This is a genomic window from Microbacterium kyungheense (assembly GCF_006783905.1).
GTDB classification, from domain to species: Bacteria; Actinomycetota; Actinomycetes; order Actinomycetales; family Microbacteriaceae; genus Microbacterium; species Microbacterium kyungheense.
In genome coordinates this window covers 284,426-309,704 of sequence record NZ_VFPE01000001.1, presented here as the reverse complement: position 1 = coordinate 309,704, position 25,279 = coordinate 284,426, and the positions used below count along the sequence as shown (strand labels likewise).

Below are 25,279 nucleotides of genomic sequence, written 5' to 3'. Positions count from 1 at the left end.
GCACAGCATGGATTTCGGCGTCGTCCTGCAGACCAACCCGCCCGCGGCCCGCACGGTGCAGCTGGCCACACTGGCCGAGGCCCACGGCTTCAGCCACGTGTGGACGTTCGACTCGCACCTGCTGTGGGAGGAGCCCTACGTCATCCACTCCGCGATCCTCGGCGCTACGAACCGCGTCGTGGTCGGCCCCTTCGTGACGAACCCGGCGACGCGGGACTGGACGGTCACGGCATCCGTCTTCGCGACGCTCAACGAGATGTACGGCAACCGCACGATCTGCGGCATCGGACGAGGCGACTCGGCAGTGCGGGTCACCAACGGCAAGCCCACGACGATGGCCGAGCTGCGCGAATCGATCCACGTCATCCGCGAGCTCGCCAACTCGCGGGCGGTCGAGTACCACGGCGCGACGCTGCAGTTCCCGTGGAGCCGCGGCTCCGAGCTGGACGTCTGGGTCGCCGCCTACGGACCCATGGCGCTGCAGCTGACCGGCGAGGTCGCCGACGGCTACATCCTGCAGCTCGCGGACCTCGACATCGCCGCGTGGATGATCAAGACGGTGAAGGATGCCGCGGCCGCCGCCGGCCGCGACCCCGAGTCGCTCGCGATCTGCGTGGCCGCGCCCATGTACATCGGCGACGACTGGGAGCACATGCGCGACCAGTGCCGCTGGTTCGGCGGCATGGTCGGCAATCACGTGGCCGACATCGTCGCCAAGTACGGCCATCACGGCGAGGGCGTGCCCGAGTCGCTCACCGACTACATCGAGCGCCGCAGCGGCTACGACTACAACACGCACGGCAAGGCCGACAACGACCACGTCGACTTCGTGCCCGACGACATCGTGGACCGGTTCTGCGTCCTGGGGACGGCATCCGATCACATCGCCAAGCTCGAGGCCCTGCGCGACCTCGGGGTGACCCAGTTCGCCGGGTACCTGCAGCACGACAACAAGGAAGAGACACTGCGCGTCTACGGCGAGACCGTGATCCCCGCGCTGCAGACCCATCTGACGGCGAAGGCCTGACCGGTGGCCCACTCCCAGACCGCGAGGGGTCATCTGGCGGACGAGGGTGTGGAGAGCACCCGACCCCTCGGCGGCCAGATGGCCCCTCGCGGATCTGAGGTGCGGCGCAAGCGGCGGCAGAGCGAGCTGCGCGGGTGGATCGCGGCGGGCTGGGGAGCGCTCGGGGTGCTCGCCGTGCTCGCGCTGTGGGAGCTGTACAAGTTCGTCGGCCCGGCTGAGGGCGTGGTGATCGGGGCCGTGCAGGGTCAGGCGGGGTCGGGCGTCATGATCCTGCCGCGCACCCACGACCGCGCCATGCCGCACGTGTGGGACATGGTGGCGCGCCTGTTCGCTCCGACGAGCGGCGGCGACACCCCGCCGCTGTGGGTGTCGGTGGCGGGGGCCGCCCTCGTGACACTCGGGATCGCCGCCATCGGCTGGCTGATCGGCGTGATCGTCGGCGCGGCACTCGGTCTCGTCATGCAGCGGTGGCAGCTGCTCGAGTGGGGCCTGCTCCCCTGGATCGTCGTCAGCCAGATCGTGCCGCTCATCGCGTTCGCCCCGGTCGTCAACGCGATCGGCAACCAGATCGACCGCGGCGGCGGGACGTGGCCGCAATGGCTGTCGGTCGCGGTGATCGCGTCGTACCTCGCGTTCTTCCCGGTGGCGATCGGCATGCTGCGCGGCCTCGCCTCGCCCGACCGCATCCATCTCGACCTGATGCGCAGCTACGCGGCCGGGTACTGGCCGACGCTCGTGCGGCTGCGCCTGCCCGCGGCGGTCCCGCACCTCCTGCCGGCGCTGCGCCTCGCGGCGGCGAACGCCGTGCTCGGCGCCGTCGTCGCCGAGGTGTCGATCGGCATGCGCGGGGGCATCGGGCGCATGCTCATCCAGCTCGCCGGACAGGCCTCCAGCGACCCCGCGGCGCCGTGGGGCCCGACCTTCGGCTCGATCGCGCTCGGACTCATCGCCGCCGGCTCCGTCGCCCTCATCGGGCTCGGGCTGGCCAACTACCGCAGAGGAGAGGCGGCATGACGCCTGACGTCCCCGACCAGAGCGAGCGAGCGGATGCCGCCGCCTCGGCCGCCCCGGCGGTGCGGGCCGCCGGCGTGAGCAAGGTGTTCGCCACGAAGACGGGCGACGTGGCCGCCCTGTCGGAGATGGACCTGGACGTCGCGGCCGGCGAGTTCGTGGCCCTCATCGGGCCGTCCGGATGCGGCAAGTCCACGCTGCTGCGCCTCATCGCCGACCTCGACCAGTCGACGACGGGCACGCTGGAGATCTTCGGCAAGCCGGCGCGACGCGCACGTGCCGACCAGGACTACGGCATCGCCTTCCAGCAGGCGGGTCTGCTCCCCTGGCGCACGGTGGGCGCGAACATGGCGCTCCCGCTCGAGCTGCACGGGACGGGCAAGGCCGAACGCTCGGCCCGCGTGTCCGAGCTGGCCGAGCTGGTCGGGCTCGCCGAGTTCATCGATCGGTACCCCGACCAGCTGTCGGGCGGGATGCAGCAGCGCGTCGCGATCGCCCGCGCACTGGCGGCACGGCCGAAGCTGCTGCTGATGGACGAGCCCTTCGGCGCACTCGACGAGATGACGAGGGAGCGCCTGCAGACCGAGCTCACCCGCATCGCGGCAGAGACCGGCGCGGCCGTCGTGTTCGTCACGCACTCCATCCCCGAGGCGGTCTTCCTGGCGGACCGCGTGGTCGTCATGAGCCCGCGTCCCGGGCGCATCACCGACGTCGTCGACGTGACGCTCGGCGAGCGCTCGGAGGCGCTGCGGGAATCGCCGGAGTTCTTCGACCGTGTCACCGCCGTGCGCGAGGCACTGCACGGCGCGCCCGTCGCGAGGGCGAGCGAGTCATGACCGACACGGTCACCGCCACCCTGCCCGGCCCGAGCCGCCCTGCCGGCCGGTCCCGCGGCGCGGGCCCCGGCGAGCGTGGACTGCCGGGATGGCTGCGCTGGGTCGCGCCGATCGTCGTCGGCGCCGTCATCGTCGTGGTGTGGTGGTTCTGGGTCGACGTGCTCGGCACCGCCCCGCGCATGCTGCCGAGCCCGTTCGCGATCCTCGCGGAGTTCGTCAAGCGGTGGCCGATCATCGCGCAGGACATGACGATCACGGCGACCAACGCCCTCATCGGCCTCGTGGTCGGGTCGCTCCTGGCCATGCTGTTCGCGGGGCTCGCCGCGGCCGCCCGGCCGATCGACGGCATGCTGGCACCGCTGGTCGCCGCCCTCGCCGTCATCCCGATCGTCGCGATCACCCCGATCCTCAACACGATGTTCGGCGCGTCGAGCCAGTTCGGCCGCCAGGCGGTCGCCACCATCGCGGCGTTCATCCCGGTGTTCGTCAACGTGCTGCGAGGCCTCCGGCAGACGCGTCCGGTGCACCGCGACCTGCTGCGCGCGTCGGCCGCGTCGGGCTGGCAGACCTTCCGGTTCCTGACGCTGCCGACCGCGCTCCCCTACCTGCTGACGGGCCTGCGCATCGCCAGCTCGCTCGCCGTCATCGCCGCCCTCGTCGCCGAGTACTTCGGCGGCCCGGCCGACGGCATCGGCACCGCGATCGCCACCTACGCCAAGTCCGGCCGCGCGGCGCTCGCGTGGGCGTACGTGCTCGGCGGCATCCTCATCGGCCTCGTGTTCTACCTCGTGACCTCGCTCCTGGAGCGCCTGGCGACGCGGAGGTCGCCCGCCTGATCTCACCGACCTCAAGGGGAAAAGCAGCACCAACGAAAGGAACGCAATGACACAGCAGCATTCGCGCGGCCCGGGCATGCGCCGTGGCCTCTTCGCGGCATCCGCCTTCACCGTCGCGGCCCTCGCACTCGCCGCGTGCTCCGGATCACCCGACGCCTCCGACACCGGCGGCGGCGACGACTTCGAGCCGATCACGTCGCTCAAGCTGCAGCTGCAGTGGCTGCCGCAGGCGCAGTTCGCGGGCTACTACGTCGCCCAGGAGAAGGGCTACTTCGAGGAGGAGGGCTTCGACGACGTCGAGATCATCCCCTCCGGCGGCGACATCGTCCCGCAGGACGCGCTCGTCGACGGCGACGTCGACTTCGCGATCGCGTGGGTGCCGAAGGTGCTGGGCACACTCGAGGCCACCGGCGTCGAGCTGACCGACATCGCTCAGGTGTTCCAGAAGTCGGGCACCCTGCAGGTGTCATGGAAGGGCGACGGCATCACGTCGGTCGCGGACTTCGAGGGCAAGCGCATCGGCTCGTGGGGCTTCGGCAACGAGTGGGAGATCTTCGCCGCGATGGCGGCCGAGGACCTCGACTCCACCACGGTGTCGATCACGACGCAGGACTTCTCGATGAACGCCCTGCTCGACCGCGACGTCGACGCCGCGCAGGCGATGACCTACAACGAGTGGGCGCAGATCCTGGAGGTGGTGAACCCCGACACCGGGCAGCTGTACCAGCCCGAGGACTTCGACGTCGTGTCGTACGAGGACACCGAGGGCGCCATGCTGCAGGACGCGGTGTGGGCCGACACCGAGCGTCTCAAGAACGACCCCGCCTACGCCGACGCGGCCGTGCGGTTCCTGAAGGCGATCACGAAGGGCTGGGTCTACGCGCGCGACAACGCCGAGGAATCGGCGTCCATCGTGTACGACATCGCCTCGACGGCCGAGGCGGCGTTCCCGGTGGGTCCGGTCCACCAGCAGTGGATGATGAACGAGGTCAACAAGCTCATCTGGACGGGCGCGGACTTCGGCCTCGTCGACAAGGCCGCATGGGACAAGACCGTCAAGGGCGCGCTGGCGGCCAAGAACCAGGACGACCTCGAGCTGATCACCACCGAGCCCGCCGACTCCGCGTACTCGAACGAGTACATCCAGGAGGCTCTGGACCAGTTGAAGGAGGAGGGCGTCGAGGTGAGCGGCGAGTACACCCCGATCGACGTCGTCCTCACCGAGGGCGGCCAGTAGCGACTGCGTCCGCGTTTCGTCTCGCTTCGCTCGCTCAACGACCAGGTTTCTGCTCGTTGAGCGAGCGAGGCACGAGCGAGACGAAACGCCCCACCGCACGGACGACCCTTGACCCGGCGGCGCAGAACAGGGAACGTTGCGACATGACCGAAGACCTCGACGCCCTCGCGAAGGAGCTCGACCGCGACCACGTGTTCCACTCCTGGTCGGCGCAGGCCGGGCTCGACCTCCCGGTGATCGCCGGCGGATCGGGCACCGTGGTGTGGGACCACGCCGGACGCCGCATGCTCGACTTCTCGAGTCAGCTGGTGAACGTCAACATCGGGCACCAGCATCCCGCGGTCGTCGAGGCGATCCGGACGCAGGCGGCCGAGCTCGCGACCATCGGTCCCGCGACGGCGAACCTCACGCGCGGCCGTGCCGCCGAGCGCATCCTGTCGCACGCCCCGGCGGGGTTCCAGAAGGTCTTCTTCACGAATGGCGGCGCCGACGCGATCGAGAACGCGATCCGCATGGCCCGCCTTCACACCGGCAGGGACACCGTCCTGTCGACCTACCGCTCGTACCACGGCAACACGGGCGCGGCCATCGTCGCGACGGGCGACTGGCGCCGCATGGCGAACCAGTACGCGCGCGGACACGTGCACTTCTTCGGCCCGTATCTGTATCGCACCGAGTTCTGGGCCACCAGCCCCGAAGAGGAGTGCGAGCGCGCCCTGCACCACCTCGAGCGCGTCATCCAGTCCGAGGGCCCAGCGACGATCGCGGCCCTGCTGCTGGAGTCGATCCCCGGCACCGCGGGCATCCTCGTGCCGCCGCCCGGCTACCTCGCCGGCGTGCGCGCACTCGCCGACCGCTACGGCATCCTGCTCATCCTCGACGAGGTGATGGCGGGCTTCGGCCGCACCGGCCGCTGGTTCGCGTTCGACGGCCACGACGTGGTGCCCGATCTCATCACCTTCGCGAAGGGCGTCAACTCCGGCTACGTGCCGGTCGGCGGCGTCATTATCTCGGAGCCGATCGCCGCGACGTTCGACGAGCGCGTCTTCCCCGGCGGCCTCACCTACTCCGGGCATCCGCTGGCCGCGGCATCCATCGTCGCCGCCCTCGACGCGATGCAGAGCGAGGGCATCGTCGAGAACGCCCGGCGAGTGGGAGAGGATGCCATCGGCCCGGGCCTGCGGGCGCTCGAAGAGAAGCACCCGCTCATCGGCGAGGTGCGCGGCGAGGGCGTGTTCTGGGCGTTGGAGCTCGTCTCCGACCGTGAGTCGCGCCAGCCCGTCGGGGCGGACGTGATCGGCCGGCTCAAGAAGGAGCTCGTGACGCGGGGGCTGCTGCCCTTCACCGCCGACAACCGCATCCACGTCGTGCCGCCCTGCGTCGTCACCGATGCGGAGGTCGAACACGCCATGGCGATCTACGATGAAGCACTGACGAGCGTCGAAGGCGACGGTCACTGAGCCCGTCGAAGTGCTGACGCGTGCATCCCGCCTCACGAGGGCGGTTCCAAAGGAGGAACACGATGACTGACACGATTCCGCGTACCGAGACCACGGTGCTGGACCACTGGGTGAACGGTGCGCCGTGGACCGGCGCATCCGATCGCTCCGGCGACGTCTACAACCCGGCCCTGGGCACGGTGCAGAAGCACGTGCGCTTCGCGTCACGCGAAGACGTCGACGCCGTGGTCGACGCCGCTTCGGCCGCATGGGCGCAGTGGCGCGACGCGTCCATCGCCAAGCGGCAGGCGGTGCTCTTCGCGTTCCGCGAGCTGCTCAACGAGCGCAAGGAGGAGCTGGCCGAGATCCTCACCGCAGAGCACGGCAAGGTGCTCTCGGACGCACGCGGCGAGATCGCCCGCGGCATGGAGGTCGTGGAGTTCGCGTGCGGCGTGGGGCACCTCACGAAGGGCGCGTACTCCGAGAACGTCTCCAGCGGCATCGACGTGTACACGCTGCGGCAGCCGCTCGGCGTCGTCGGCATCATCAGCCCGTTCAACTTCCCGGCGATGGTGCCGCTGTGGTTCTTCTCGATCGCGCTGGCCGCCGGCAACGCGGTCGTGCTGAAGCCCTCCGAGAAGGACCCCACCGCGGCCAACTGGCTCGCCGGGCTCCTCACCGAGGCGGGGCTCCCCGACGGCGTCTTCAACGTCGTGCACGGCGACAAGGAGGCGGTCGACGCGCTCCTGGACCACCCCGATGTGCGGGCGATCTCGTTCGTCGGCTCGACCCCCATCGCGAAGTACGTGTACGAGAAGGCCACGAGTGCGGGCAAGCGGGTGCAGGCCCTCGGCGGCGCGAAGAACCACATGCTGGTGCTGCCCGACGCCGACCTCGACCTGGCCGCCGATGCCGCCGTCAACGCGGGGTTCGGCTCGGCCGGCGAGCGCTGCATGGCGATCTCGGTGGTGCTGGCGGTGGACTCGGTCGCCGACGCGTTCGTCGCCAAGGTCGCCGAGCGCATGGGCGGCCTGAAGGTCGGCGACGGCCGGCGCGGCACCGACATGGGTCCGCTCATCACCGGCCAGCACCGCGACAAGGTGGCGTCGTACATCGATGTCGCCGGGGCGGACGGCGCATCGGTCGTCGTCGACGGCCGCGGCATCGAGGTCGACGGCGACGCCAATGGCTTCTGGCTCGGCCCCACCCTCATCGACAAGGTGCCCACGTCCTCGTCCGTGTACGGCGACGAGATCTTCGGGCCGGTGCTGTCCGTGGTGCGCGTGTCGGGCTACGAAGAGGGCCTCGGCATCATCAACACGAGCCGCTACGGCAACGGAACCGCGATCTTCACGAACGACGGCGGCGCAGCCCGTCGGTTCCAGCGCGAGGCGACCGTCGGCATGATCGGGATCAACGTGCCGATCCCGGTGCCGGTGGCGTACCACTCGTTCGGCGGCTGGAAGGCCTCGCTGTTCGGCGACGCGAAGGCGTACGGCCCGCACGGGTTCGACTTCTTCACGGCTGAGAAGGCCGTCACCTCGCGCTGGCTCGATCCCTCGCACGGCGGCATCAACCTGGGCTTTCCCCAGCACGACTGACGTGGCGCCCGCGCCCGGCCCGCTCAGGGTCCGGGCGCGGGGGCGAACACCGTCAGCGCGGCCGGGCGGGCGACGCAGCGCAGCCGGAAGCCGCCCGGATCCCGCTCCTCGAGCTCTCCGTCGTGGACGAAGACCGAGGGATGCCCCGCCTCGGGCCTGACCGTGATCTCGAACTCGCGCAGCACGAGGCGTTCCACGTCCTCGTCGCGCGGATACAGACGCAGCGCGCGCAGGACGGCGGCACTGCGCTCGCCGAACGCGAGCGATGCGAGTGCGCGCACCTTCGAACCGCGGGCGTGGTGGATGCGGATGTCGAGCACACCGGTCTCGGCCTCCTGACGCTGCATCGTGGCGACGCGCTCGGGGTCGTTGCGGCCGACGCTCACGAACACCGACCACACGCGTGCGCGGCGTCCTTCGCGGACGATCGTGAGCGGCTCGGCGCGTCGGAGCGCGCTCGCGGTGGCGAAGACACCGCCGATCCACTTGCCGAGGCTGCTGCGGCGTTCGCGCTCCTCGATGAGCTCGGGGTACGCACCGACCGACACGACGTTGAGCACCGTGAGGGGCTCGTCGTCGTCGGCCGTGGCATCCGCGACGCCGACCTCCACGCTCGAGCCGGCCTGGAAGGCGTCGATCGCGATCTCCACGCTGTCGAGTCCGAGGGCGCGGACGAAGTGGTTGAACGTCCCGCCGGGCATCGCGAACAGCGGCCGCTCGTGTCGACGCGCGAGGTGCGCCATGCGCGACACCGAGCCGTCGCCGCCGTAGATCCCCAGCACGTCGGGTGCGGCATCCGTCCTCATCGCCGCGGCCACCACCTCATCGAGGTCCTCGCCGTCGGCGAGCTCACGCACGACCGCCTCGGGAAGACGATCGGCGATGGTCGGGGCGGGGTCGGGGCGGATCACCGCCGTGCCCGAGCGGGCGTTGCGGACCAGCAGGACGCCGCGGCCGGTCGCGTGCGCAGTGTTCGCAGGATCCATGGGCCGAGGCTATCGATCCGGTCGCGGTGGCCCCAGGGGTTGCGCACCGCTCCGCGTCCTGCAAAGGGAGGCGGCGCTCGTCCCGCTCACGCGGGGAGGATCGGCCGGTTCTCGTAGAACGTCTGCAGCACGACGGTGGTCCGGGTGTTGACCGAGGCCGCCGAGCGGATGTCGCGGATCAGGCTCTCGAGGTGACGCGGAGACGCGACGCGCACGAGCAGCATGTAGCTCGAATCGCCGGCGATCGAGTGGCAGGCCTCGATCTCGGCGAGGTGCTCCAGGAGCTCGGGCGCGTTGTCGGGCTGCGCGGGGTCCAGCGGCGTGATCTCGACGAACGCGGCGAGCGGCTTGCCGACCGCCTCGGCGTCGACGACCGCCCGGTAGCCGCGGATGACGCCGCTGCTCTCCAGACGCTTGAGCCGCGCCTGGACGGCGGACACCGAGAGTCCCGCCTTCTCGGACAGCTGCGCGAGCGTCGCGCGTCCGTCCCGCGAGACCTCATCCAGGATCCTCAAGTCGACAGCGTCTTCCACACATGGAAGAATATCCCTAAGACTCGGCATTCGCCGGAAAATTTCCTGTCATTGACGGATCGGAGGTTCACATGTCCAGCACCGCTCTTCCCACCGCGAAGGCGATCGTCGGCGAACCCGAGGTCGTCGAAGACGCGGCGCATGCCGAGACGAGCGACGCCTGGCTGCGCCTGAAGGCCGCAGCCACCGCCATCCAGCCGCTCCAGATCAAGGACGGGTCGATTCCGGATGCCGCAGCCCATGCTGACGCCCAGACGTACGTCGACGAGATCACGGCCGGCATTCGCGCCCTGGCCCCTGCCTTCCCGCACGACGCCGAGTACCTGGCTGCGTCGGTCCGCGACTTCGAGCGCTGGGCGGCCGAGGGGTTCGGCGTCCCGGACTTCCTGGACTCGCTGAACGCCTTCCAGCCGCAGCAGCACCGACGTGACGGCATCCGCCATCTCGTCGTCTTCCCGATGTACACGCAGAACGGCTCGTCCGAGCGTCACGTCGAGGCCGTGCTGGTCGAGGTGATCTGGCCCGAGTTCATCGCGCAGCTGGAGTCCGGCGACTACGGCAACAAGCTGTTCGTGTCGCTGCGGTTCGTCGACTTCACGCCGGGCTACGACACCAACTCCGCCGTGCTCTTCCCTGAGACCGTCGCGATGCGCGAGATCCCCGCGTTCACGTGGGGCGCGATCTTCCAGGATCGCGAGGCGGCCCGCTTCCGCCGTGTCGTGCGCGCCGCGGCCGACATCACCAAGCTCGACCTGCCCGAGGGTGCCGCGCGCATGCTCGACGACCAGGCGCTCACCGAGAAGACCTTCGTGATGTGGGACATCATCCACGACCGCACGCACATGCGCGGCGACCTGCCGTTCGACCCCTTCATGATCAAGCAGCGGATGCCGTACTTCCTGTACTCGCTCGAAGAGCTGCGCTGCGACCTCACCGCCTTCCGCGAGTGCGTCGCGATCGAGAAGCGGCTCACGGCGCGCGTGGATGCCGGCGAGAGCCTGGATGCCGCCGAAGCCGAGATGCTCGAGCACGCGAAGCTCGTGCAGTATGCCGTGATCTTCGACCGCATCTTCCGCTTCGCGATCACGGGCTCGCGCGTGCGCAACTACGACGGGCTGGGCGGGCAGCTGCTGTTCGCCTGGCTGCACCAGCGTGACGTCCTGCACTGGACCGACACCGCGCTCGCGTTCGACTGGGACGACGTGCCCGCCGCCGTCGTCGCGCTCGGGGACGCGATAGACGAGCTGTACTGGCGTTCGATCGACCGGCCGAAGACCGCGCACTGGCTCGCGGCCTACGACCTCGTCCGCGGCACCCTGACGCCCAACCCGGCGTCGGCGTGGGCGCGCGGCCTTCCCGACGAGATCCTCGCGGGCGCCCCCAAGGGATACACGGATGCCGTCATGGACGACGAGTTCCCGCTGTCGATGTTCTTCGAGGCCCTCGACAAGAAGATGAAGCCCGTCATCGAGTCCACCGCGGGGATCACGGGTGCCAGCTCCTGATCCCGCGGTCGCAGAGCGGCTCGTGCTCGTCGCGGGGGCGACGAGTGCGAGCGGCCTGGCGGCGGCGCGCGGCCTGCGTGGGGCAGGCGCGCGCGTCGTCGCGGTAGGCCGTGACGCCGAGCGTCTCACTGCGCTCGGCGTCGCGGTGCCCGGCCTGCACACCGAGGTGTGCGACCTGACGGACGAGGCCGCGGTGACGGCCCTCGCCGAGCGCGTGCACGCCGGCGAGGGCGCCGTCGACGGCGTGCTGCACCTCGTCGGCGGCTGGCGCGGCGGGGGCGGCCTCGCCGGCCAGACCGAGGCCGACTACCGCTTCCTGGAGGAGTCCTTCACGGCCCTTCGTCACGTCAGCCGGGCGTTCGACGCCGATCTGCGGGCCTCCGCGGCCGGCCGCCTGGCCGTCGTCTCGTCGACCGCCGTCGCGCGCCCGCTCGCCGGGGGCGCGAACTACGCCGCGGTCAAGGCGGCGACCGAGGCCTGGACGCGCGCGGTCGCGCAGGGCTTCGCGAAGGACGCCCGGGATGCCGGCCGGCCTCTGTCGGCGGCATCCACGATCTTCCGCGTCAAGAGCCTCGCCGGGCATGAGGATGCCCTCGCCCAGGCGTACATCGGCCTGTGGGACGCGGACGCCGCGTCCGTCAACGACACCATCATCGACCTCGAAAACTAGGCTGGACATTCGTGACCACGATCCACGACCCGAACCTGCGGGGCTTCGCCTCCGACAACTACTCCGGCATCCACCCCGAGGTGCTCGCGGCCATCGCCGCCGCCAACGACGGCCACCAGGTCGCGTACGGCGATGACGTCTACACCAAGCGGCTGCAGGACGTGATGGCCCGCCACTTCGGCGAGGGCGTCGAGGCGTACCCCGTCTTCAACGGCACCGGCGCGAACGTCGTCGGCCTGCAGTCGATGCTGCCCCGCTGGGGCGCCGTGGTCTCGGCCGGCACCGCGCACATCAACGTCGACGAGGGCGGGGCCCCGGAGCGGGTCGCAGGGATCAAGCTGCTCACCGTGCCCACGGACGACGGCAAGCTCACCCCCGAGCTCATCGACCGCGAGGCGTGGGGCTGGGGCGACGAGCACCGCGCGCAGCCGCTCGTCGTGTCGATCACGCAGTCGACCGAACTCGGCACGCTCTACACGCCCGATGAGATCCGGACGATCGCCGACCACGCGCACAGTCTGGGCATGAACGTGCACATGGACGGCTCCCGCATCTCGAACGCCGCGGCATCGCTCGATCTGCCCTTCCGCGCCTTCACGCGCGACGCGGGGGTGGACGTCCTCAGCTTCGGCGGCACCAAGAACGGCGCGATGCTCGGCGAGGCCGTCGTCGTGCTGAACCCCGAGGCCTCGCAGGGGCTGAAGTTCCTGCGCAAGCTCGACATGCAGCTCGCGTCGAAGATGCGCTTCGTGTCGGCGCAGCTGCTCGCGCTGCTCGAGGGCGACCTCTGGCTGCGCAACGCGTCGCACTCGAACGCGATGGCGCAGCGCCTGCGCTCGGGCATCGAAGCGGGCCTGGCCGACGGCTCGATCCAGGGTGTCGCGTTCACCCAGCCGACGCAGGCCAACGGCGTGTTCGCGACGCTGCCGGACGGCGTCGCCGACCGGCTGCGCTCGTCGTTCCGCTTCTACGACTGGGATGCCGCCAAGAACGAGGTCCGCTGGATGTGCTCGTTCGACACGTCCGAGAACGACATCGACGCCTTCCTGGCCGCGATCGCCCGCGAGACCACCGCGGGCTGACCGGCCGCGGCACATCCACGCCGCGCCACGCTCGGAGATCACGCGTATCTCGGAGGGATCCGCCCGATACGTCCGAGTGGTGCGATTTCTCCGAGCGTGGCGCAGCGCGGCGCAAGACGAAACGCGCCTGACCTTGACGCAAGGCCAGGCGCGTCTCATGTGTGGTGGGGCGTGCGAGTCAGTCTCTCGCAGCCGCCCCGGGCTCCTCATCGCCCGCAACGGCCTCGGCCTGGTCGGTCTCGCCTTCGGCCTCGACCTGGGTCTCGTCGGCATCGCTCTCGTCGACCTGGGTCTCGTCGGACTCGAACGCCTCGCCGGACTCGGCCGCCTCGCCGGACTCGAACGCCTCGCTGGACTCGGCCGCCTCGCCGGCGACGACGGGGCCGTCCACCGGCGCCTCGTCCACGACGGTCTCCTCGTCGGCCGGCTCTGCGGCGTCATCCGAGGCGACAGCGGCCAGCACGCCTTCGGGGCGGATGAGCTCCTTGACCTCGGCCATGAAGCTCATGAGCTGGTGCTGTTGCCAGCGCAGCTGGCGGGTGCGGTCCTCGGCGTCGCGCAGCACCGACTGCGAGTGCGTGGTGACGAGGTCGATGATGCGCTCGGCCTTCACGTGCGCCTGCTCGAGGTGCTCGCGGGCGCGCAGCTGCGCGTCGGCCTCGATCTGCTGCGACTGGGCGCGCATCAGGCGCTCGAAGTCCTCTGCCTTCGCCGACACGCGCTGCGCGTGGTCGAGCGACGCGGTGACCTGCTCGTTGGCGTCCTGCGTGATGCGCTCGGCATGGGCGACGGCCTGGTTGTGCAGCACCAGGAACTCCTGGTGCGCGTCGTCCTGCCGGCGGGTGAGGGATGCCTCGAACTCGAGTGCCCGCAGACGCAGCTCGCGCACCGCCTCCTCGGCCTCGGACCGATCGCGGGCTGTCTCGCGGGCGACGGTCGAGCGCAGCATCGCGGCGCCCTTCTCGGCCTCGGAGCGGATCGCCGCCGCCTCGCGCTCGGCCTGCGACACCTTCTCGGCGGCGTGCGCGGTCTCGCGTTCGATGCGCGCCTCGTGGGCGGTGAGCTCGGTGTCGATCTTCAGTCGCACCTGCTGGGCGTCGTGCTGCGCCTGCGACACGATGGCCTCGGCCTCGGCGAGGGCGGCCGTCCGCCGGTTGGCGTTCTCTTCGCGCGCGGCTTCGAGCAGGCGGTCGCCCTGCACGCTGGCGTTGCGGATGAGCAGGCTCGCCTGGTCCTCGGCGACGCGCAGCACCTCTTCGAACTTCTGGCGGTTCGGCGACTCGGTCGTCGCGCCGACGAGCTCGTCGGTGAGCGCCTGCACACGCTGCTCGGCGTCGTCGAGCTTGGCCTGGGCGACCTCGAGCTCGGCCTTCAGCCGCTCGGTCTCGTCGCCCTCCTCGGCGCGCGCGGCCGCCGCGTCGACGGCGGCCTGCTGCAGCTCGGAGCGGTGCCGGGCGTCGGACTCGTCGAGCGCTGCCTGGAGGCGCTCGATCTCGGCCTGGCGCTCGGCCAGCGTCGCGTCGATCTCGGCCTGGCGCTCGGCGATCACGGCGTCGATCTCGGCCTGGCGGCGCTCGGCGGCCGCCTGCAGCTCCGCCTCCAGACGCTCGGCCTTGGCGCGGCTCTGGGCGACTGCGGCGCCGGCACGACGCTGGTGCTGCTTCAACTGCGCGACCTCGTCGGACGCGGCGCGCACGCGCGCGTCGAGGCCTGCGATCGCGGCATCCACCTCTTCTTTGTCATACCCGCGAAACGTGGTGGTGAAGCCCGAGCCGAACGCCGTCGCGGCGGGTTCGCTGATGAGGCTGTCGAAGGCGGACGAGTCTTCGGGGCCGGAGCTCTGGACGCCTGCAGGGTTGTCGGACATCTTGTGTCTTTCGCTTCTTTGCTGATCGCGGTGGGGGGTGTTTCGCGGCGTCGGCGAGCGTTCGGCGACAGCGACGCGTTCACCGCCCACTCGGCGCGCCGGCGACCTGGTCGCCGGCGCGCGAGCAGCGAAGACCGCCTCGCCCTCGACGACACCGGGGGGTTGTGTCGGCAGGGTGACTGCGCATCGGGTAGCTGAACCATACCCCGACCGGCGGTGTCCGCGAAACGGGCGCTCCGGTCAGTGGCCGGCGAGCCAATCGCGGTACGCGTCGAACGTCGACGGACGCCCCAGGAACGCCTCGACGAGGTCGCGGGCGTCGCGGGTCCCGCCCGGTTCGAGCACCTCCGCGCGGTAGCGCAGCGCGGCCTCGGGATCCATGAGCCCGGCACCGAATCCGCTCAGCAGATCGCGGGCGATGACGAGGCTCCACTGGTACGTGTAGTAGCACGCGCCGTAGCCGGTGAGGTGCCCGAACCCGGCGTAGGGATGCCGCCCGCGCAGGGGCTGGACGGGGCTGGTCGTGGCATACAGCCGCTCGGTCTCGCCCTGCAGGTCCGAGGGGCGATCCACGTGCAGGTGGTACGAGACGTTCGCGTGTCCGAGCTGACGGCGCACCTCCAGGCCGCGGCCGAAGGCGTCCGCGATCCGCATGCGCTCGACGAGGTCGGCCGGGATCGGCTCGCCCTCGGCGTCGACCGCGAACGACGCCAGGACGCCGGCATCCCACGCCCACTCCTCGAGCAGCTGACTGGGCGCCTCGACGAAGTCCCACTCCGTCGCCACGCCGCTGAACCGCGCGAAGCGGTGCCGGCCGCCCAGGATGTCGTGCACCAGGTGCCCGAACTCGTGGAAGAACGTGACGACCTCGTCGTGCTCCAGCAGGCCGCGCGAGAAGTTGCACAGCAGGGCCGCCTCGGGAAGCACGCGACCGGTGACCCCCGGCGCGATCGGGAAGCACGCGGCGTGGCTGAACTTGCCCTCGCGCGGGTGCAGGTCGAGGTGGATGCGGCCGAGCCGGTCGCCGTCGCGCACGACGTCGTACGTGCGCACGTCGTCGTGCCATGCCGGAGCGTCGACGGCCACGTACTCGACGTCGAACAGCCGCCCGGTGATGTCGAGCACGCCGGCGGCGACGCGGTCGAACGGCAGGTACGACCGCACGCGCTGCGCGTCGACGTCGTACTGCTCGCGCTTGACGGCCCCCAGCAGGTGCCAGAAGTCCGCGATCGTCACCTCGTCGGCCTCGGGCACGTCGCGCCGCAGCCGTTCGAGCAGCACCGGGTACTCGGCCTCGGCGGCGGCGAGGGATGCCGCGTCCAGCCGTTCCAGGAACTCCGGGATCGCCGCCCCCGAGCCGATCATGCGCGTCTCGGTCTCGTAGTCGGCCCAGTCCGCGTAGCCGAGGAGGCGGGCGCGCTCGGCGCGGACCTCCAGCAGCTCCGCGAGCACGGCGTCGTTCTCGGGCCACGCCAGGTCGTTGTAGGCGCCGACGACGGCGAGCCGGGTCGCGCGGTCGGTCGCGTACTCGCGGATCGGCATGAGGTCGGGATAGTCGGTCGACAGCGTGACCATCCCCTCGTCGTCGACGGGATGCGCGTCGACGAAGTCCTGCGGCATGCCGGCGAGCCCCGCTGCCGGCACGCGGATCTCGCGGCGCCCGTCGCGGACGTGACGCGAGAACGTCAGCGCCAGCTCGGTGTCGCGGTCGGCGAGCTGCCGCGCGCGCTCACGGTCCGCCTCGGAGAGCTCCACTCCCCCGCGGCGGAAATCGCGCAGCACGTGGGCGAGCAGCCGCGCCTGGTCGTCGTCGAGGCCCTCGGCCGAGGCATCCGCGAATCCGCTCCAGAGACCGCGGTCGAGCAGACGCGCGGCCGACAGCGACTCGACGGCCTGCACCTGCTGTTCGGCGACATCGCGCACATCGGCGTCGGGGTGGGCCTCGCTCACGATGTAGGCCTCGTTCATGGCCTCGCGCAGCGCGATGTCGGCGTCGTTCCACAGGTCGAGACGTTCGGCGGCGCCGAGGCCGGTCTCGGTGCGAAGGCGCTCATCGAGCTCGACGACGCGGGCGATCCGGGCGGCCGGGCGCTCGGCGGCGAAGGCCGCCCACCCGGCTGCGTCGGCGGGGAAGGGGAGGGGTTCGGGGGTCACCCGTCGAGCCTATGCGGGGGCAGGTATACGCGCGAGGGCGGATTCAGCGCAGGGCGCCGACGCTCGCGAGGGCGAGCCGGATGAGCGTCCCGCGGCCGCCCTCCATCTCGGCCGCGAGCGCGTCCGACGACGCCTCCTCGGGCGTCAGCCACGTCACCTCCAGCGCGTCCTGCCGCGGCTCGCACGTCCCGGTCACCGGCACGACGAACGCGAGCGAGACCGCGTGCTGGCGGTCGTCGTGGTAGGCGCTCACCCCGGGAAGGGGGAAGTACTCGGCCACCGTGAACGGCGTGGGCTGCGGCGGAAGCAGCGGGAACGCCATGGGCCCGAGGTCGTTCTCGAGGTGCCGGAACAGAGCATCGCGCACGGTCTCGCCGTAGCGCACGCGGCCCGACACGATCGTGCGGCTGATCTCGCCGAGCGGCGACGCGCGCAGCAGCAGGCCCACAGAGGTCACCTGCCCCATGCCGTCGGTGCGCACCGGCACACCCTCGACGTACAGCATCGGCAGTCGGCGACGAGCCTCTTCGAGCTCGATGTCGCTCAGCCACGCGGGGTTGGAGATGTTGCCGGCGGGCGGGCCGAACGGCTCGTCACCCGCAGGTTCGGGGTCGGGAGTGCGCACGGACATGCCTCCTGTATACCCCGCGGAGCCCTCCGGCGCCGATCCCGAGCGCCGTGCACGCGCGGATGCGAGGATGTCGGCATGACGGAAGCGCTCGTGCTCGATGCCGACGCCGTCCTGTGGTCGGCCGATCCCCAGGCCCTCGCGGGGCGGCACCTGCTGCTCCTGCTCCACGGCTACGGGGCCGACGAGCACGACCTCTATCCGCTGCGCGCCTATCTGCCGGAGCAGTTCGCCGTCGCCAGCCTGGCCGCTCCGCTCGCACCGCCGTGGCCCGCTCCGGGGCGCTCGTGGTACCCGATCGAGGGGCTCGACGGCCGGGATCCCTCGCACGTCACCCGGGCGGCGGAGGCCGTGATCGCCTGGGTCGACGCGCACGCCGCGGGGGCGGCATCCATCGGTCTTCTGGGGTTCTCGCAGGGTGGTGCGGTGTCGCTGCAGGCGCTGCGGCTCGACCCGCCGCGGTTCGCCTACGCCGTCAACCTCTCGGGGTACGTCACGCCCGGCGGAATGCCGGGAGATGCCGAGCTCGCAGAACGGCGTCCGCCCGTGTTCTGGGGACGCGGGACGAACGACGACGTCATCCCGGGGTTCCTCGTCGAGCACACCACCCAGTGGCTGCCCGAGCGAGTCGACCTCAGCGGTCGCGTGTACCAGGGCCTCACGCACAGCGTGTCGGAGGCCGAGCTCGCCGACGTGCGCACGTTCCTCGACAAGCGTCTCGACGACCTCGACGGGGACTGACGGAGGGGCCGGGCCGCCGGCATCCGGCCCCTCCGCCCGCGCCTACTTCGTGACCTTCACCGTGACCGGCGCCGACGCCGTCTCGCCGTTGGCGTTCGTGAACACCGCGACGAGCGTGTGGGTGCCGACGGGCACCCCGGTGAGCGCGACCGACGCCTTCTGGGCGTTCGGCGTGGCGGCCTTCAGCGATCCGCTGCCGACCACGACCCCGTCGAGCTCGAACCGGTAGGCGGTGGCGTTGGTGCCCCACCACAGGTTCGCGGTCGCCGTGAACGAGCCGTCGCCGTCGCGGTTGTCGTGGCTGACCACCGGCTTGCCCGGGGCCGCCGCGGTGACGGTGACGGTGGTCGACGACGTCTGCGTGACACCCTGCGCGTTGATCAGCTCGCCGGTGTACACGTACGTGCCGTTCGGCTTGCCGGTGAACGCGAGGCCCGTGGTCTGCGACGTGCCGGTCGCGGTGAGCACCTTGGTCGCGACGAGCGTCCCGTTCTCGTAGAGACGGAAGACGCTGCCCGGGATGCCCCACCACAGGTTCATCACGACGTCGTAGTTCCCGTCGTGCAGGCCGTAGTCCCACCCGCTCGTGTTCGACAGGGTGCCCACGCCCGGCTTCGCCTTCGCGTCGTCGTCGGGAACCACCAGGATCGTCGAGGACGCCTCGGTGACGAGCCCGGCGTGGTTGGTCGCCGTCACCGCGACCACGACGTCGCCGGCGAGGCCGGAGAGGTCGACGGCGGCGTCCGGCTTCACGGACTCCCCTGCGACCGTGACTTCGAGCGAGCGGATCCCGCTCTCGGGGTCATCGGCCGTGATCGCGAGCTGCAGCGGCCCGTCGGCCACGACGGTGCCCGACGGCAGACCTGCGACGACCGGGGCCGTGTCGTCGCCCGCCGGCGCTGCCGTGTACGCGATGCTCGCCTGCGGCACCTCGCCCATGCCCGCACCGAGGTAGTAGCTGGTGTGCGGCGGCTGGTTGTAGGCACTGTTCTGCGACGCGATCGACTGGCGGTACTGCGAGTCGTGCATCAGCGTCGGGATGCGCTCCTCGGTCACGTCGGTCGTCGTGAACACCCGCAGCGCGTCGCCGGCGTCGGTGCGCACGATGAGCTCTTCGCGCCAGTCGCCGAGGATGTCGGCCTGCAGCGACGGGTTGCCCTTGGTGGTGTTGTTCGTGAGCGTGCCGTCCAGTCGCGCGAGCAGCTCCTCCTGCTTCGTGGCCGGGTTCCACTCCGAGATGGTCGGCACGCCCGTCGCCGTCGCATCGGTGTAGTCGTGGTCGAAGATCTCCTGCGAGAGGTCGCCGTCCCAGTTGATGACGAAGTTCGCCGCGGGGATGTCGGTCGACAGCAGGTCGCCGTGCTCGGACTTCAGCGACCCCGTCGGCGAGTTCCACACATTGCTGCCGATGTTCCACGCTTCGGCCCCCGGGCTCGTCGGGTCGATGTCGCCCGCCGCGCCGCGGCCGGTGTCGGTCGTCGCCGCCGTCTTCCAGATGACCTCGCCGGTCTCGGCATCCCGCATCGTCGCTCCGATGCCGCCGTTGCCCGAGACGTCCTCGTGCACCGCGAAGACCTCCAGACCCGGGCGGTCGGTGACGAAGTCGCTCACGTGCAGCGCGTCGCCGTGCCCGAGTCGGGTGTTGTAGAGCACGGTGCCGTCGTCGTCGATCGTCATCGAGCCGAACACGATCTCGTCCAGGCCGTCGCGGTCGACATCGGCGGTCACCAGCTGGTGGTTGCCCTGACCCTCGTACTGCTTGCCGGCGGCGTCGGAGTCGAACTTCCAGCGCTCGACGAGGTGGCCGTTCTGAAGGTCCCACGTCGTGATGACGGTGCGCGTGTAGTACCCGCGGCTGAACACCAGGCTGGGGTGCTCGCCGTCGAAGTAGCCGACGCCGGCGAGGAACCGGTCGACGCGGTTGCCGTAGGCGTCGCCCCACGCGCTCACGGTGCCGCGCGGCGGGTCGTACGACACGGTGTCGATGACGCCGCCGGTGCGGCCGTCGAAGACGCTCAGGTACTCGGGCCCGCTCAGGATGTAGCCCGACGAGTTGCGGTAGTCCGCGTTCGCGTCCCCGATGACCTTGCCCGTGCCGTCCGTCGTGCCGTCGGCCGTCTTGAACGACACCTCGGCGCGGCCGTCGCCGTCGAGGTCGAACACGATGAACTGGGTGTAGTGGGCGCCGGCGCGGATGTTCAAGCCGAGGTCCATGCGCCACAGGCGCGTGCCGTCGAGCTTCACGGCATCCATGTACACCCGGCCGGTGTAGCCGGACTGCGAGTTATCCTTCGAGATCGAGGGGGCCCACAGGAAGACGACCTCGTACTGCCCGTCGCCGTCGAGGTCGCCGACGCTCGCGTCGCCGGGGGCGTACGTGACCGTCTGCCCGTCGGGCAGCGTGACCGGTGCCGGCTTGTCGAGCGGGATGTCGAAGAACTGGTCCGGGCGCACTCCGAACTCGTCGGTGACGGTGACCTCGCGGTCGCCGACGAGCGCGGTCACGAAGTACGTCGAGTCGGCCGTGCCGTCGGCGTCGACGTAGTTCGTCGACCCGGTGATGGGCGCGTCGGTGATGCGGACACCATCGCGGTAGACCTGGAAGCCGAGGTTCCGGTCGTCCAGCCCCAGCAGGCGCCAGCCGAGGTACACGCCCTGGTCGACCGCGACTGCGACGGGTGCGCGGTCGAGATACTCGACCTGACGCACGAGGGTCGTCGCGACGGCGGTGGTGTAGACCTCGGACTCGGGCGAGGATCCACCCGCGTTCAGCGCCACGAGCTTGTACAGGTACGGGCGGGTGGTGAGCACGTCGGTGTCGGTGTACGTCGCGACGTCGACGGTCGCGACGAGCGTGTACGGCAGATCGGCGCGCGTCGAGCGGTAGACCTTGTACAGGTCGGCGTCGCCCGCGTCGGTCCACGACAGCGTCAGCTCGTTGCGCTCGATCGAGGTGGTGGCGATGCCCGTCGGCGCCACGGGCTCGGCGACGGACGCGTCGACGACCGCCGCGGCGACGCGGTCGCTCTGCCGCGAGGTGCGGGCGTCTTTGAGCGTCGCGACGGCGTACTCGTACGACTCCCCGAGTGCCACGTCCGTGTCGGTGAACGCGGTGTCGCCGGTCGTGCGTCCGATCTCGGCGAGGTCGCCGCCCGGCGTCGCGCGGTAGACGACGTAGCCGGTCGCGCCATCGACGGCGTTCCACGCGAGCGATACCGAGAGGTCTCCGGTCGCGTCGACACCGGCGACGGCGAGGCCCGAGGGCGCAGCGAGCTGCGACTGCACGCGGATGCCGTTGACCCGCCCGTCGCCGCCGGTGACGCGGATGTTGAGCTGGCCGTCGGTGACCGTGACCGCGGGGAAGTAGTGCTCGTCGATGACGCCGGTGGTCGTGCGGGGACCCGCATAGGCCGTCCCCTCGACGTCCCAGGCGGTGTTGTTGCTGGCGATGAGGTCGCCGGCCCACGTCGTCACCTCGTACGTGCCTGCGGGCACGTCCACGGCGAACGCCTGCGTGTTGCCGATCGTGAAGTCGCGGCCCACGGTGTTGTCTCCGCCGCGGTCGCGGAACCCGTTCGACGCGGGCGCGGTCGTGAAGCCGTAGCCGGTCGCAGCCGTGTACGCGCTGCCGGGGTTGATGCCGATCCAGCCGTCGACGACGGGTGTGGCGGGCCCGCCGAAGTCGAACGACAGGTCGACGGGTGCTTCGGCGGCGACAGCGGGCGCCGCGGTGGCCAGCAGGCCCACGGTGAGCGCACCGGCGGTGAGGGCGCCGATGCGGCGGCGCCAGGGCGAATGGGGCGATCGGGAACGCACGGGATCTCCTTCGATCAGTTTCGACGACGACGTCGGTGGGGGATGATCCTCGCGCGAGCGGGAAAGCGCTTGCCGCTTGAATCGATACAATCCTGCTCGCGATGGCGGCCCGGCGTCAAGAGCGCGCGGACATGTGACGCGGTCTCGGGGATTCACTGGCGGCATCCAGCCGGGTCCGCTATCGTTGCGGAGGCCTTGTCCCCTCGGTGAGGAAAACCATTGAAGAACTTCGACGCGACCGCGCTGTAATCGCGCTGCTCCGTCGTTCCTCGACGCACCAGCGCTTGACGATTTCGCGCTGGCCCGTCGATCGGCCGCTTCTGGTCCCTCTCCGGCACGCCCGGTGAACGAGGTTCCGCCACGGCCCCCGGTGTCAGCGCATGACTGACCCCAGGAGGCCTCATGCCCACCAACACCCTCACACCCGCGATCGTCCTCGATCGCGTCTCTTTCACCTGGGCCGACGGCACCGTCGCCCTCTCGGACGTCTCGGGATCGTTCGGCACCGGCCGGACGGGCCTGGTCGGACGCAACGGCTCCGGCAAGTCCACGCTGCTGCGCCTCATCGCCGGCGACCTCGCGTCGTCGGCCGGGCACATCACCCGGACAGCCGATGCCGCGTACCTGCCCCAGCGGCTCACCCTCGACGTGGACCGGCCCGTGGCCGATCTGCTCGGAGTGGGCGACACGCTGCGGGCTCTGCGCGCCATCGAGTCCGGCGACGTCGACCCGCGCCACTTCGACGCCGTCGGCTCGGACTGGGACGTCGAGGCGCGCGCCCACGTGGCACTCGCCGAAGCCGGACTCGCTCCCGAGATGCTCGACCGACGCGTCGGGCAGCTGTCGGGCGGCGAGGCCGTACTGACCGCGATCGCCGGCATCCGCCTGCGCAGCGCGCCCATCGCGCTGCTCGACGAGCCGACGAACAACCTCGACCGCGAGGCCCGCGCGCGCCTGCACGACATGGTCCGCTCCTGGCGCGGCGCGCTGGTCGTGGTGAGCCACGACACAGCGCTGCTGGAGCTCATGGACGACACCGCCGAGCTGTACGCCAACGAGCTGTCGGTCTTCGGCGGCCCGTACTCCGAGTGGCGGGCGTGGCTGGATGCCGAACAGGACGCCGCCCGCGACGCCGAACGCGCCGCGAAGCAATCGCTCAAGCGCGAGAAGCGCCAGCGCATCGAGGCCGAGACCACCATCTCGCGCCGCAAGGCCATGGGCGACAAGGCGTTCGTCGAGAAGCGGGTGCCGAAGATCATCGCGAACGGCCGGCGCATGGCGGCTGAGGTCTCGGCGGGCAAGCTGCGCGGCGAGAAGGCCGAACGCGAGGCATCCGCCCGCGAGGCGCTCGACGCCGCCGGCCGCCGGGTCCGCGACGACGCGTCGATGAAGATCGACCTGCCCGACCCCGGCGTCCCCGCGGGTCGCCGCATCGCGACGATCGGCGACGGGTCTCGGTCCTGGGTGATCCAGGGCCCCGAGCGCGTTGCGCTGATCGGCCCGAACGGTGCCGGCAAGACGACGCTGCTGGAGAAGCTCGTCGACGAGTCGGACCCCGGCACGGCGACGCTGCACACCGACCGCGTCGGCTACCTGCCGCAGCGGGTGGACGGGCTCGACGAGTCCGCCTCGGTGCTCGACAACGTCGCCGCGGTGGCTCCGCACGTGGGCGTGGTCGAGCTGCGCAACCGGCTCGCCCGGTTCCTCATCCGAGGGGCCGCGGTGGAGCGCCCGGTGGCGACGCTGTCGGGCGGCGAGCGGTTCCGGGTCGCGCTGGCCCGGCTCATGCTGGCCGATCCGCCGCCGCAGCTGCTCGTGTTCGACGAGCCGACGAACAACCTCGACCTCGACACGGTCGACCAGCTCGTCGATGCCATCGCCGCCTACCGCGGCGCGGTGCTCGTCGTCAGCCACGACGACGCGTTCCTCGACCGCATCGGCGTCAGCCTCACGCTCGAGCTCGACCGCGAGGGGAACCTCACCGAAGGGTGAGCCCGGGCCGCGGCATCCCCTCTTCAGCGAGATGGATGCCGCGGCCTGCGCCCCCGAGAACATGGGGGTTCTCCCCCATGTGCGGACGGGCCGAGGCGGCCAGGATGGATGACATGAACGCACTCATGAGACCCCGCCAAGGACGCCTGATCGCCGGCGTCTGCGCCGCGATCGCGAACCGCTTCGGGTGGAACGTGACCCTGGTGCGCGTCCTCACCGCGATCGCCGTGATCTTCTTCGGCCTGTCGCTCTGGGCCTACATCATCCTCTGGATCCTGATCCCGAACGAGGCGTGAGCTCCGCCGGTCACTTCCAGCCGGAAGAGGCGGCCGTGGCCAGAGCGGTGACCGCTTGTTCCGCCGTCCAGCCGGCATCCGTCGCGATGTACGCGGTCAGCGCGTTGACGCCGTCGGTGAGGGTGTAGCCGGCCGACGTGATCGCCTGGTAGTTGGACGACAGCCAGGCAGAGATTCCCGGCACACCGGTGTCGACGGGCTGGTCGCCGTCGGCCGGGAGCGTCCAGGCCTGACCGGCCGACGAGTACACCTCGACGATGTGGGCGCCGTCGTTGAGATAGCAGTTCGACCAGTTCGAGGCCGTGGTGGCGAGCACCACCCCAGGCAGCGGCGGGTCGATGAACCCGCCGCGGTCGCCCGAGAATTCGGCGCCCAACGCACGCGACAGGGTGTCTGCGAGCGCGGAGCAGTCCAGCTCGCCCCACCATCCGGCCTGATCGCGCACCCACAGCGCCGGACTGGACTCTGCGAAGTTGCGGAAGACGATGGCGCCGATCGCCGCGGTCCACTCGTCGATCCGATCCCGGTCGGCCTCGGCGAACGACTGGAACGAGGCTCCGAGCCACAGTCTCTCGTCCTCGGCCTCGCCCGAGCACACCCACTGCGCGTCGCAGTCCGCGAAGTAGAACGGTGCCTGGTCCTCGGGGAACTCGGCGTCGCCCAGGCCGTTCCGGTCGAGGATCTCCAGGCGCACGGCCGCACCGCCGGCCTCCCAGCTGCACGCGAGCCCGCCGACGTTTCCCGCGTCGCCGTCGCTCGACGACGACGCGAGTGTGAGGGGCGTGCCGACCACGCTCTGCAGATCGGCGGCCGAAAGCGCGCGCTCGCACTCGCCGTCGAACACCGTCGGGGGCTTCTCGCCCGGAGCGACCTCCTGTGCATCCGGCGTCGCGGTGGGCGTCGGCTCGACGCTCGCGACGGGTGTCGGGTCGGCCTCCGGCGGCGCCGGGGACGCGCATGAGCTGAGCACACCGCCCAGGACGAGAGCAGAGAGGGCGAGGGCAAGGCGTCGTCGCAAGGCG

Annotated in this window: 20 protein-coding genes; 13 read left to right on the top strand and 7 right to left on the bottom strand. The window is 70.9% G+C overall.

What is annotated here, in order from left to right:
• The first annotated feature begins 7 nt into the window (after nucleotides 1-7).
• The 7 genes from FB391_RS01370 to FB391_RS01340 all read left to right on the top strand — a co-directional run bounded on the left by FB391_RS01370 (nucleotide 8) and on the right by FB391_RS01340 (nucleotide 7,987).
• Nucleotides 8-1,027: a TIGR03842 family LLM class F420-dependent oxidoreductase gene (locus FB391_RS01370; RefSeq protein ID WP_141893599.1), complete on the top strand. Its 1,020-nt coding sequence runs from the start codon at nucleotides 8-10 to the stop codon at nucleotides 1,025-1,027.
• Between the two features lie 78 nt (nucleotides 1,028-1,105).
• Entirely contained in the window at nucleotides 1,106-2,041 is a 936-nt protein-coding gene (locus FB391_RS01365) for an ABC transporter permease (protein ID WP_141893598.1), read from the top strand.
• Nucleotides 2,038-2,874: an ABC transporter ATP-binding protein gene (locus FB391_RS01360; RefSeq protein WP_141892512.1), complete on the top strand. Its 837-nt coding sequence runs from the start codon at nucleotides 2,038-2,040 to the stop codon at nucleotides 2,872-2,874. The genes FB391_RS01365 and FB391_RS01360 overlap by 4 nt, the downstream gene beginning before the upstream one ends.
• A complete protein-coding gene (locus tag FB391_RS01355) occupies nucleotides 2,871-3,710 on the top strand; it encodes an ABC transporter permease (protein WP_141892511.1) in 840 nt (279 codons plus the stop codon). The genes FB391_RS01360 and FB391_RS01355 overlap by 4 nt, the downstream gene beginning before the upstream one ends.
• Nucleotides 3,711-3,756: 46 nt before the next feature.
• The gene (locus FB391_RS01350) at nucleotides 3,757-4,947 is read left to right on the top strand and encodes an ABC transporter substrate-binding protein (protein WP_141892510.1); all 1,191 of its coding nucleotides are present in this window, start codon (nucleotides 3,757-3,759) and stop codon (nucleotides 4,945-4,947) included.
• A gap of 143 nt (nucleotides 4,948-5,090) precedes the next feature.
• A complete protein-coding gene (locus tag FB391_RS01345; RefSeq protein WP_141892509.1) occupies nucleotides 5,091-6,407 on the top strand; it encodes an aspartate aminotransferase family protein in 1,317 nt (438 codons plus the stop codon).
• Nucleotides 6,408-6,469: 62 nt separating this feature from the next.
• Nucleotides 6,470-7,987 (top strand): CoA-acylating methylmalonate-semialdehyde dehydrogenase, encoded by a 1,518-nt coding sequence (locus tag FB391_RS01340; protein WP_141892508.1) that lies wholly within the window; start codon nucleotides 6,470-6,472, stop codon nucleotides 7,985-7,987.
• Between the two features lie 23 nt (nucleotides 7,988-8,010).
• Here FB391_RS01340 and FB391_RS01335 read toward each other — a convergent pair whose 3' ends face one another.
• Complete coding sequence (locus tag FB391_RS01335) at nucleotides 8,011-8,973, bottom strand: diacylglycerol/lipid kinase family protein (protein WP_141892507.1); 963 nt, start codon at nucleotides 8,971-8,973, stop codon at nucleotides 8,011-8,013.
• An 86-nt stretch (nucleotides 8,974-9,059) separates the two neighbouring features.
• On the bottom strand, nucleotides 9,060-9,506 hold the full coding sequence (locus FB391_RS01330; protein ID WP_141892506.1) for an Lrp/AsnC family transcriptional regulator: 447 nt from the start codon (nucleotides 9,504-9,506) through the stop codon (nucleotides 9,060-9,062).
• 71 nt (nucleotides 9,507-9,577) lie between these two features.
• Here FB391_RS01330 and FB391_RS01325 point away from each other — a divergent pair, with 71 nt between their 5' ends.
• From FB391_RS01325 to FB391_RS01315, 3 genes are read left to right on the top strand one after another with little or no spacing between them, the layout of a single operon-like run.
• On the top strand, nucleotides 9,578-11,011 hold the full coding sequence (locus FB391_RS01325; protein ID WP_141892505.1) for a DUF6421 family protein: 1,434 nt from the start codon (nucleotides 9,578-9,580) through the stop codon (nucleotides 11,009-11,011).
• Nucleotides 10,998-11,681, top strand: coding sequence for an SDR family NAD(P)-dependent oxidoreductase (locus FB391_RS01320; RefSeq protein ID WP_246093311.1), 684 nt, complete (start codon nucleotides 10,998-11,000; stop codon nucleotides 11,679-11,681). Before FB391_RS01325 ends, FB391_RS01320 begins: the two co-directional genes overlap by 14 nt.
• Nucleotides 11,682-11,692: 11 nt before the next feature.
• Nucleotides 11,693-12,763 (top strand): threonine aldolase family protein, encoded by a 1,071-nt coding sequence (locus FB391_RS01315; protein WP_141892504.1) that lies wholly within the window; start codon nucleotides 11,693-11,695, stop codon nucleotides 12,761-12,763.
• A 178-nt stretch (nucleotides 12,764-12,941) separates the two neighbouring features.
• On the opposite strand, the gene FB391_RS01310 is transcribed toward FB391_RS01315, so the two are convergent.
• The 3 genes from FB391_RS01310 to FB391_RS01300 all read right to left on the bottom strand — a co-directional run bounded on the left by FB391_RS01310 (nucleotide 12,942) and on the right by FB391_RS01300 (nucleotide 17,415).
• Nucleotides 12,942-14,630 carry a coiled-coil domain-containing protein gene (locus FB391_RS01310; RefSeq protein ID WP_246093310.1) on the bottom strand — a complete coding sequence of 563 codons (1,689 nt, stop codon included), beginning with the start codon at nucleotides 14,628-14,630 and terminating at the stop codon, nucleotides 12,942-12,944.
• 240 nt (nucleotides 14,631-14,870) lie between these two features.
• A complete protein-coding gene (locus FB391_RS01305) occupies nucleotides 14,871-16,784 on the bottom strand; it encodes a M3 family metallopeptidase (RefSeq protein WP_141892503.1) in 1,914 nt (637 codons plus the stop codon).
• 43 nt (nucleotides 16,785-16,827) lie between these two features.
• Nucleotides 16,828-17,415, bottom strand: a complete 588-nt coding sequence (locus tag FB391_RS01300; protein ID WP_141892502.1) for an NUDIX hydrolase family protein — start codon at nucleotides 17,413-17,415, stop codon at nucleotides 16,828-16,830.
• 75 nt (nucleotides 17,416-17,490) lie between these two features.
• Here FB391_RS01300 and FB391_RS01295 point away from each other — a divergent pair, with 75 nt between their 5' ends.
• Nucleotides 17,491-18,153 (top strand): alpha/beta hydrolase, encoded by a 663-nt coding sequence (locus FB391_RS01295; RefSeq protein WP_141892501.1) that lies wholly within the window; start codon nucleotides 17,491-17,493, stop codon nucleotides 18,151-18,153.
• 42 nt (nucleotides 18,154-18,195) lie between these two features.
• Here the strand turns inward: FB391_RS01295 and FB391_RS20050 are convergent, their stop codons facing one another.
• On the bottom strand, nucleotides 18,196-21,969 hold the full coding sequence (locus tag FB391_RS20050) for a rhamnogalacturonan lyase family protein (protein WP_141892500.1): 3,774 nt from the start codon (nucleotides 21,967-21,969) through the stop codon (nucleotides 18,196-18,198).
• Nucleotides 21,970-22,371: 402 nt separating this feature from the next.
• Between FB391_RS20050 and FB391_RS01285 the strand changes: the two genes are divergently transcribed.
• Complete coding sequence (locus tag FB391_RS01285; protein WP_141892499.1) at nucleotides 22,372-23,961, top strand: ABC-F family ATP-binding cassette domain-containing protein; 1,590 nt, start codon at nucleotides 22,372-22,374, stop codon at nucleotides 23,959-23,961.
• A 104-nt stretch (nucleotides 23,962-24,065) separates the two neighbouring features.
• Nucleotides 24,066-24,257: a PspC domain-containing protein gene (locus FB391_RS01280; protein WP_246093309.1), complete on the top strand. Its 192-nt coding sequence runs from the start codon at nucleotides 24,066-24,068 to the stop codon at nucleotides 24,255-24,257.
• 10 nt (nucleotides 24,258-24,267) lie between these two features.
• On the opposite strand, the gene FB391_RS01275 is transcribed toward FB391_RS01280, so the two are convergent.
• The gene (locus FB391_RS01275; RefSeq protein WP_141892498.1) at nucleotides 24,268-25,275 is read right to left on the bottom strand and encodes a hypothetical protein; all 1,008 of its coding nucleotides are present in this window, start codon (nucleotides 25,273-25,275) and stop codon (nucleotides 24,268-24,270) included.
• Nucleotides 25,276-25,279: the final 4 nt, after the last annotated feature.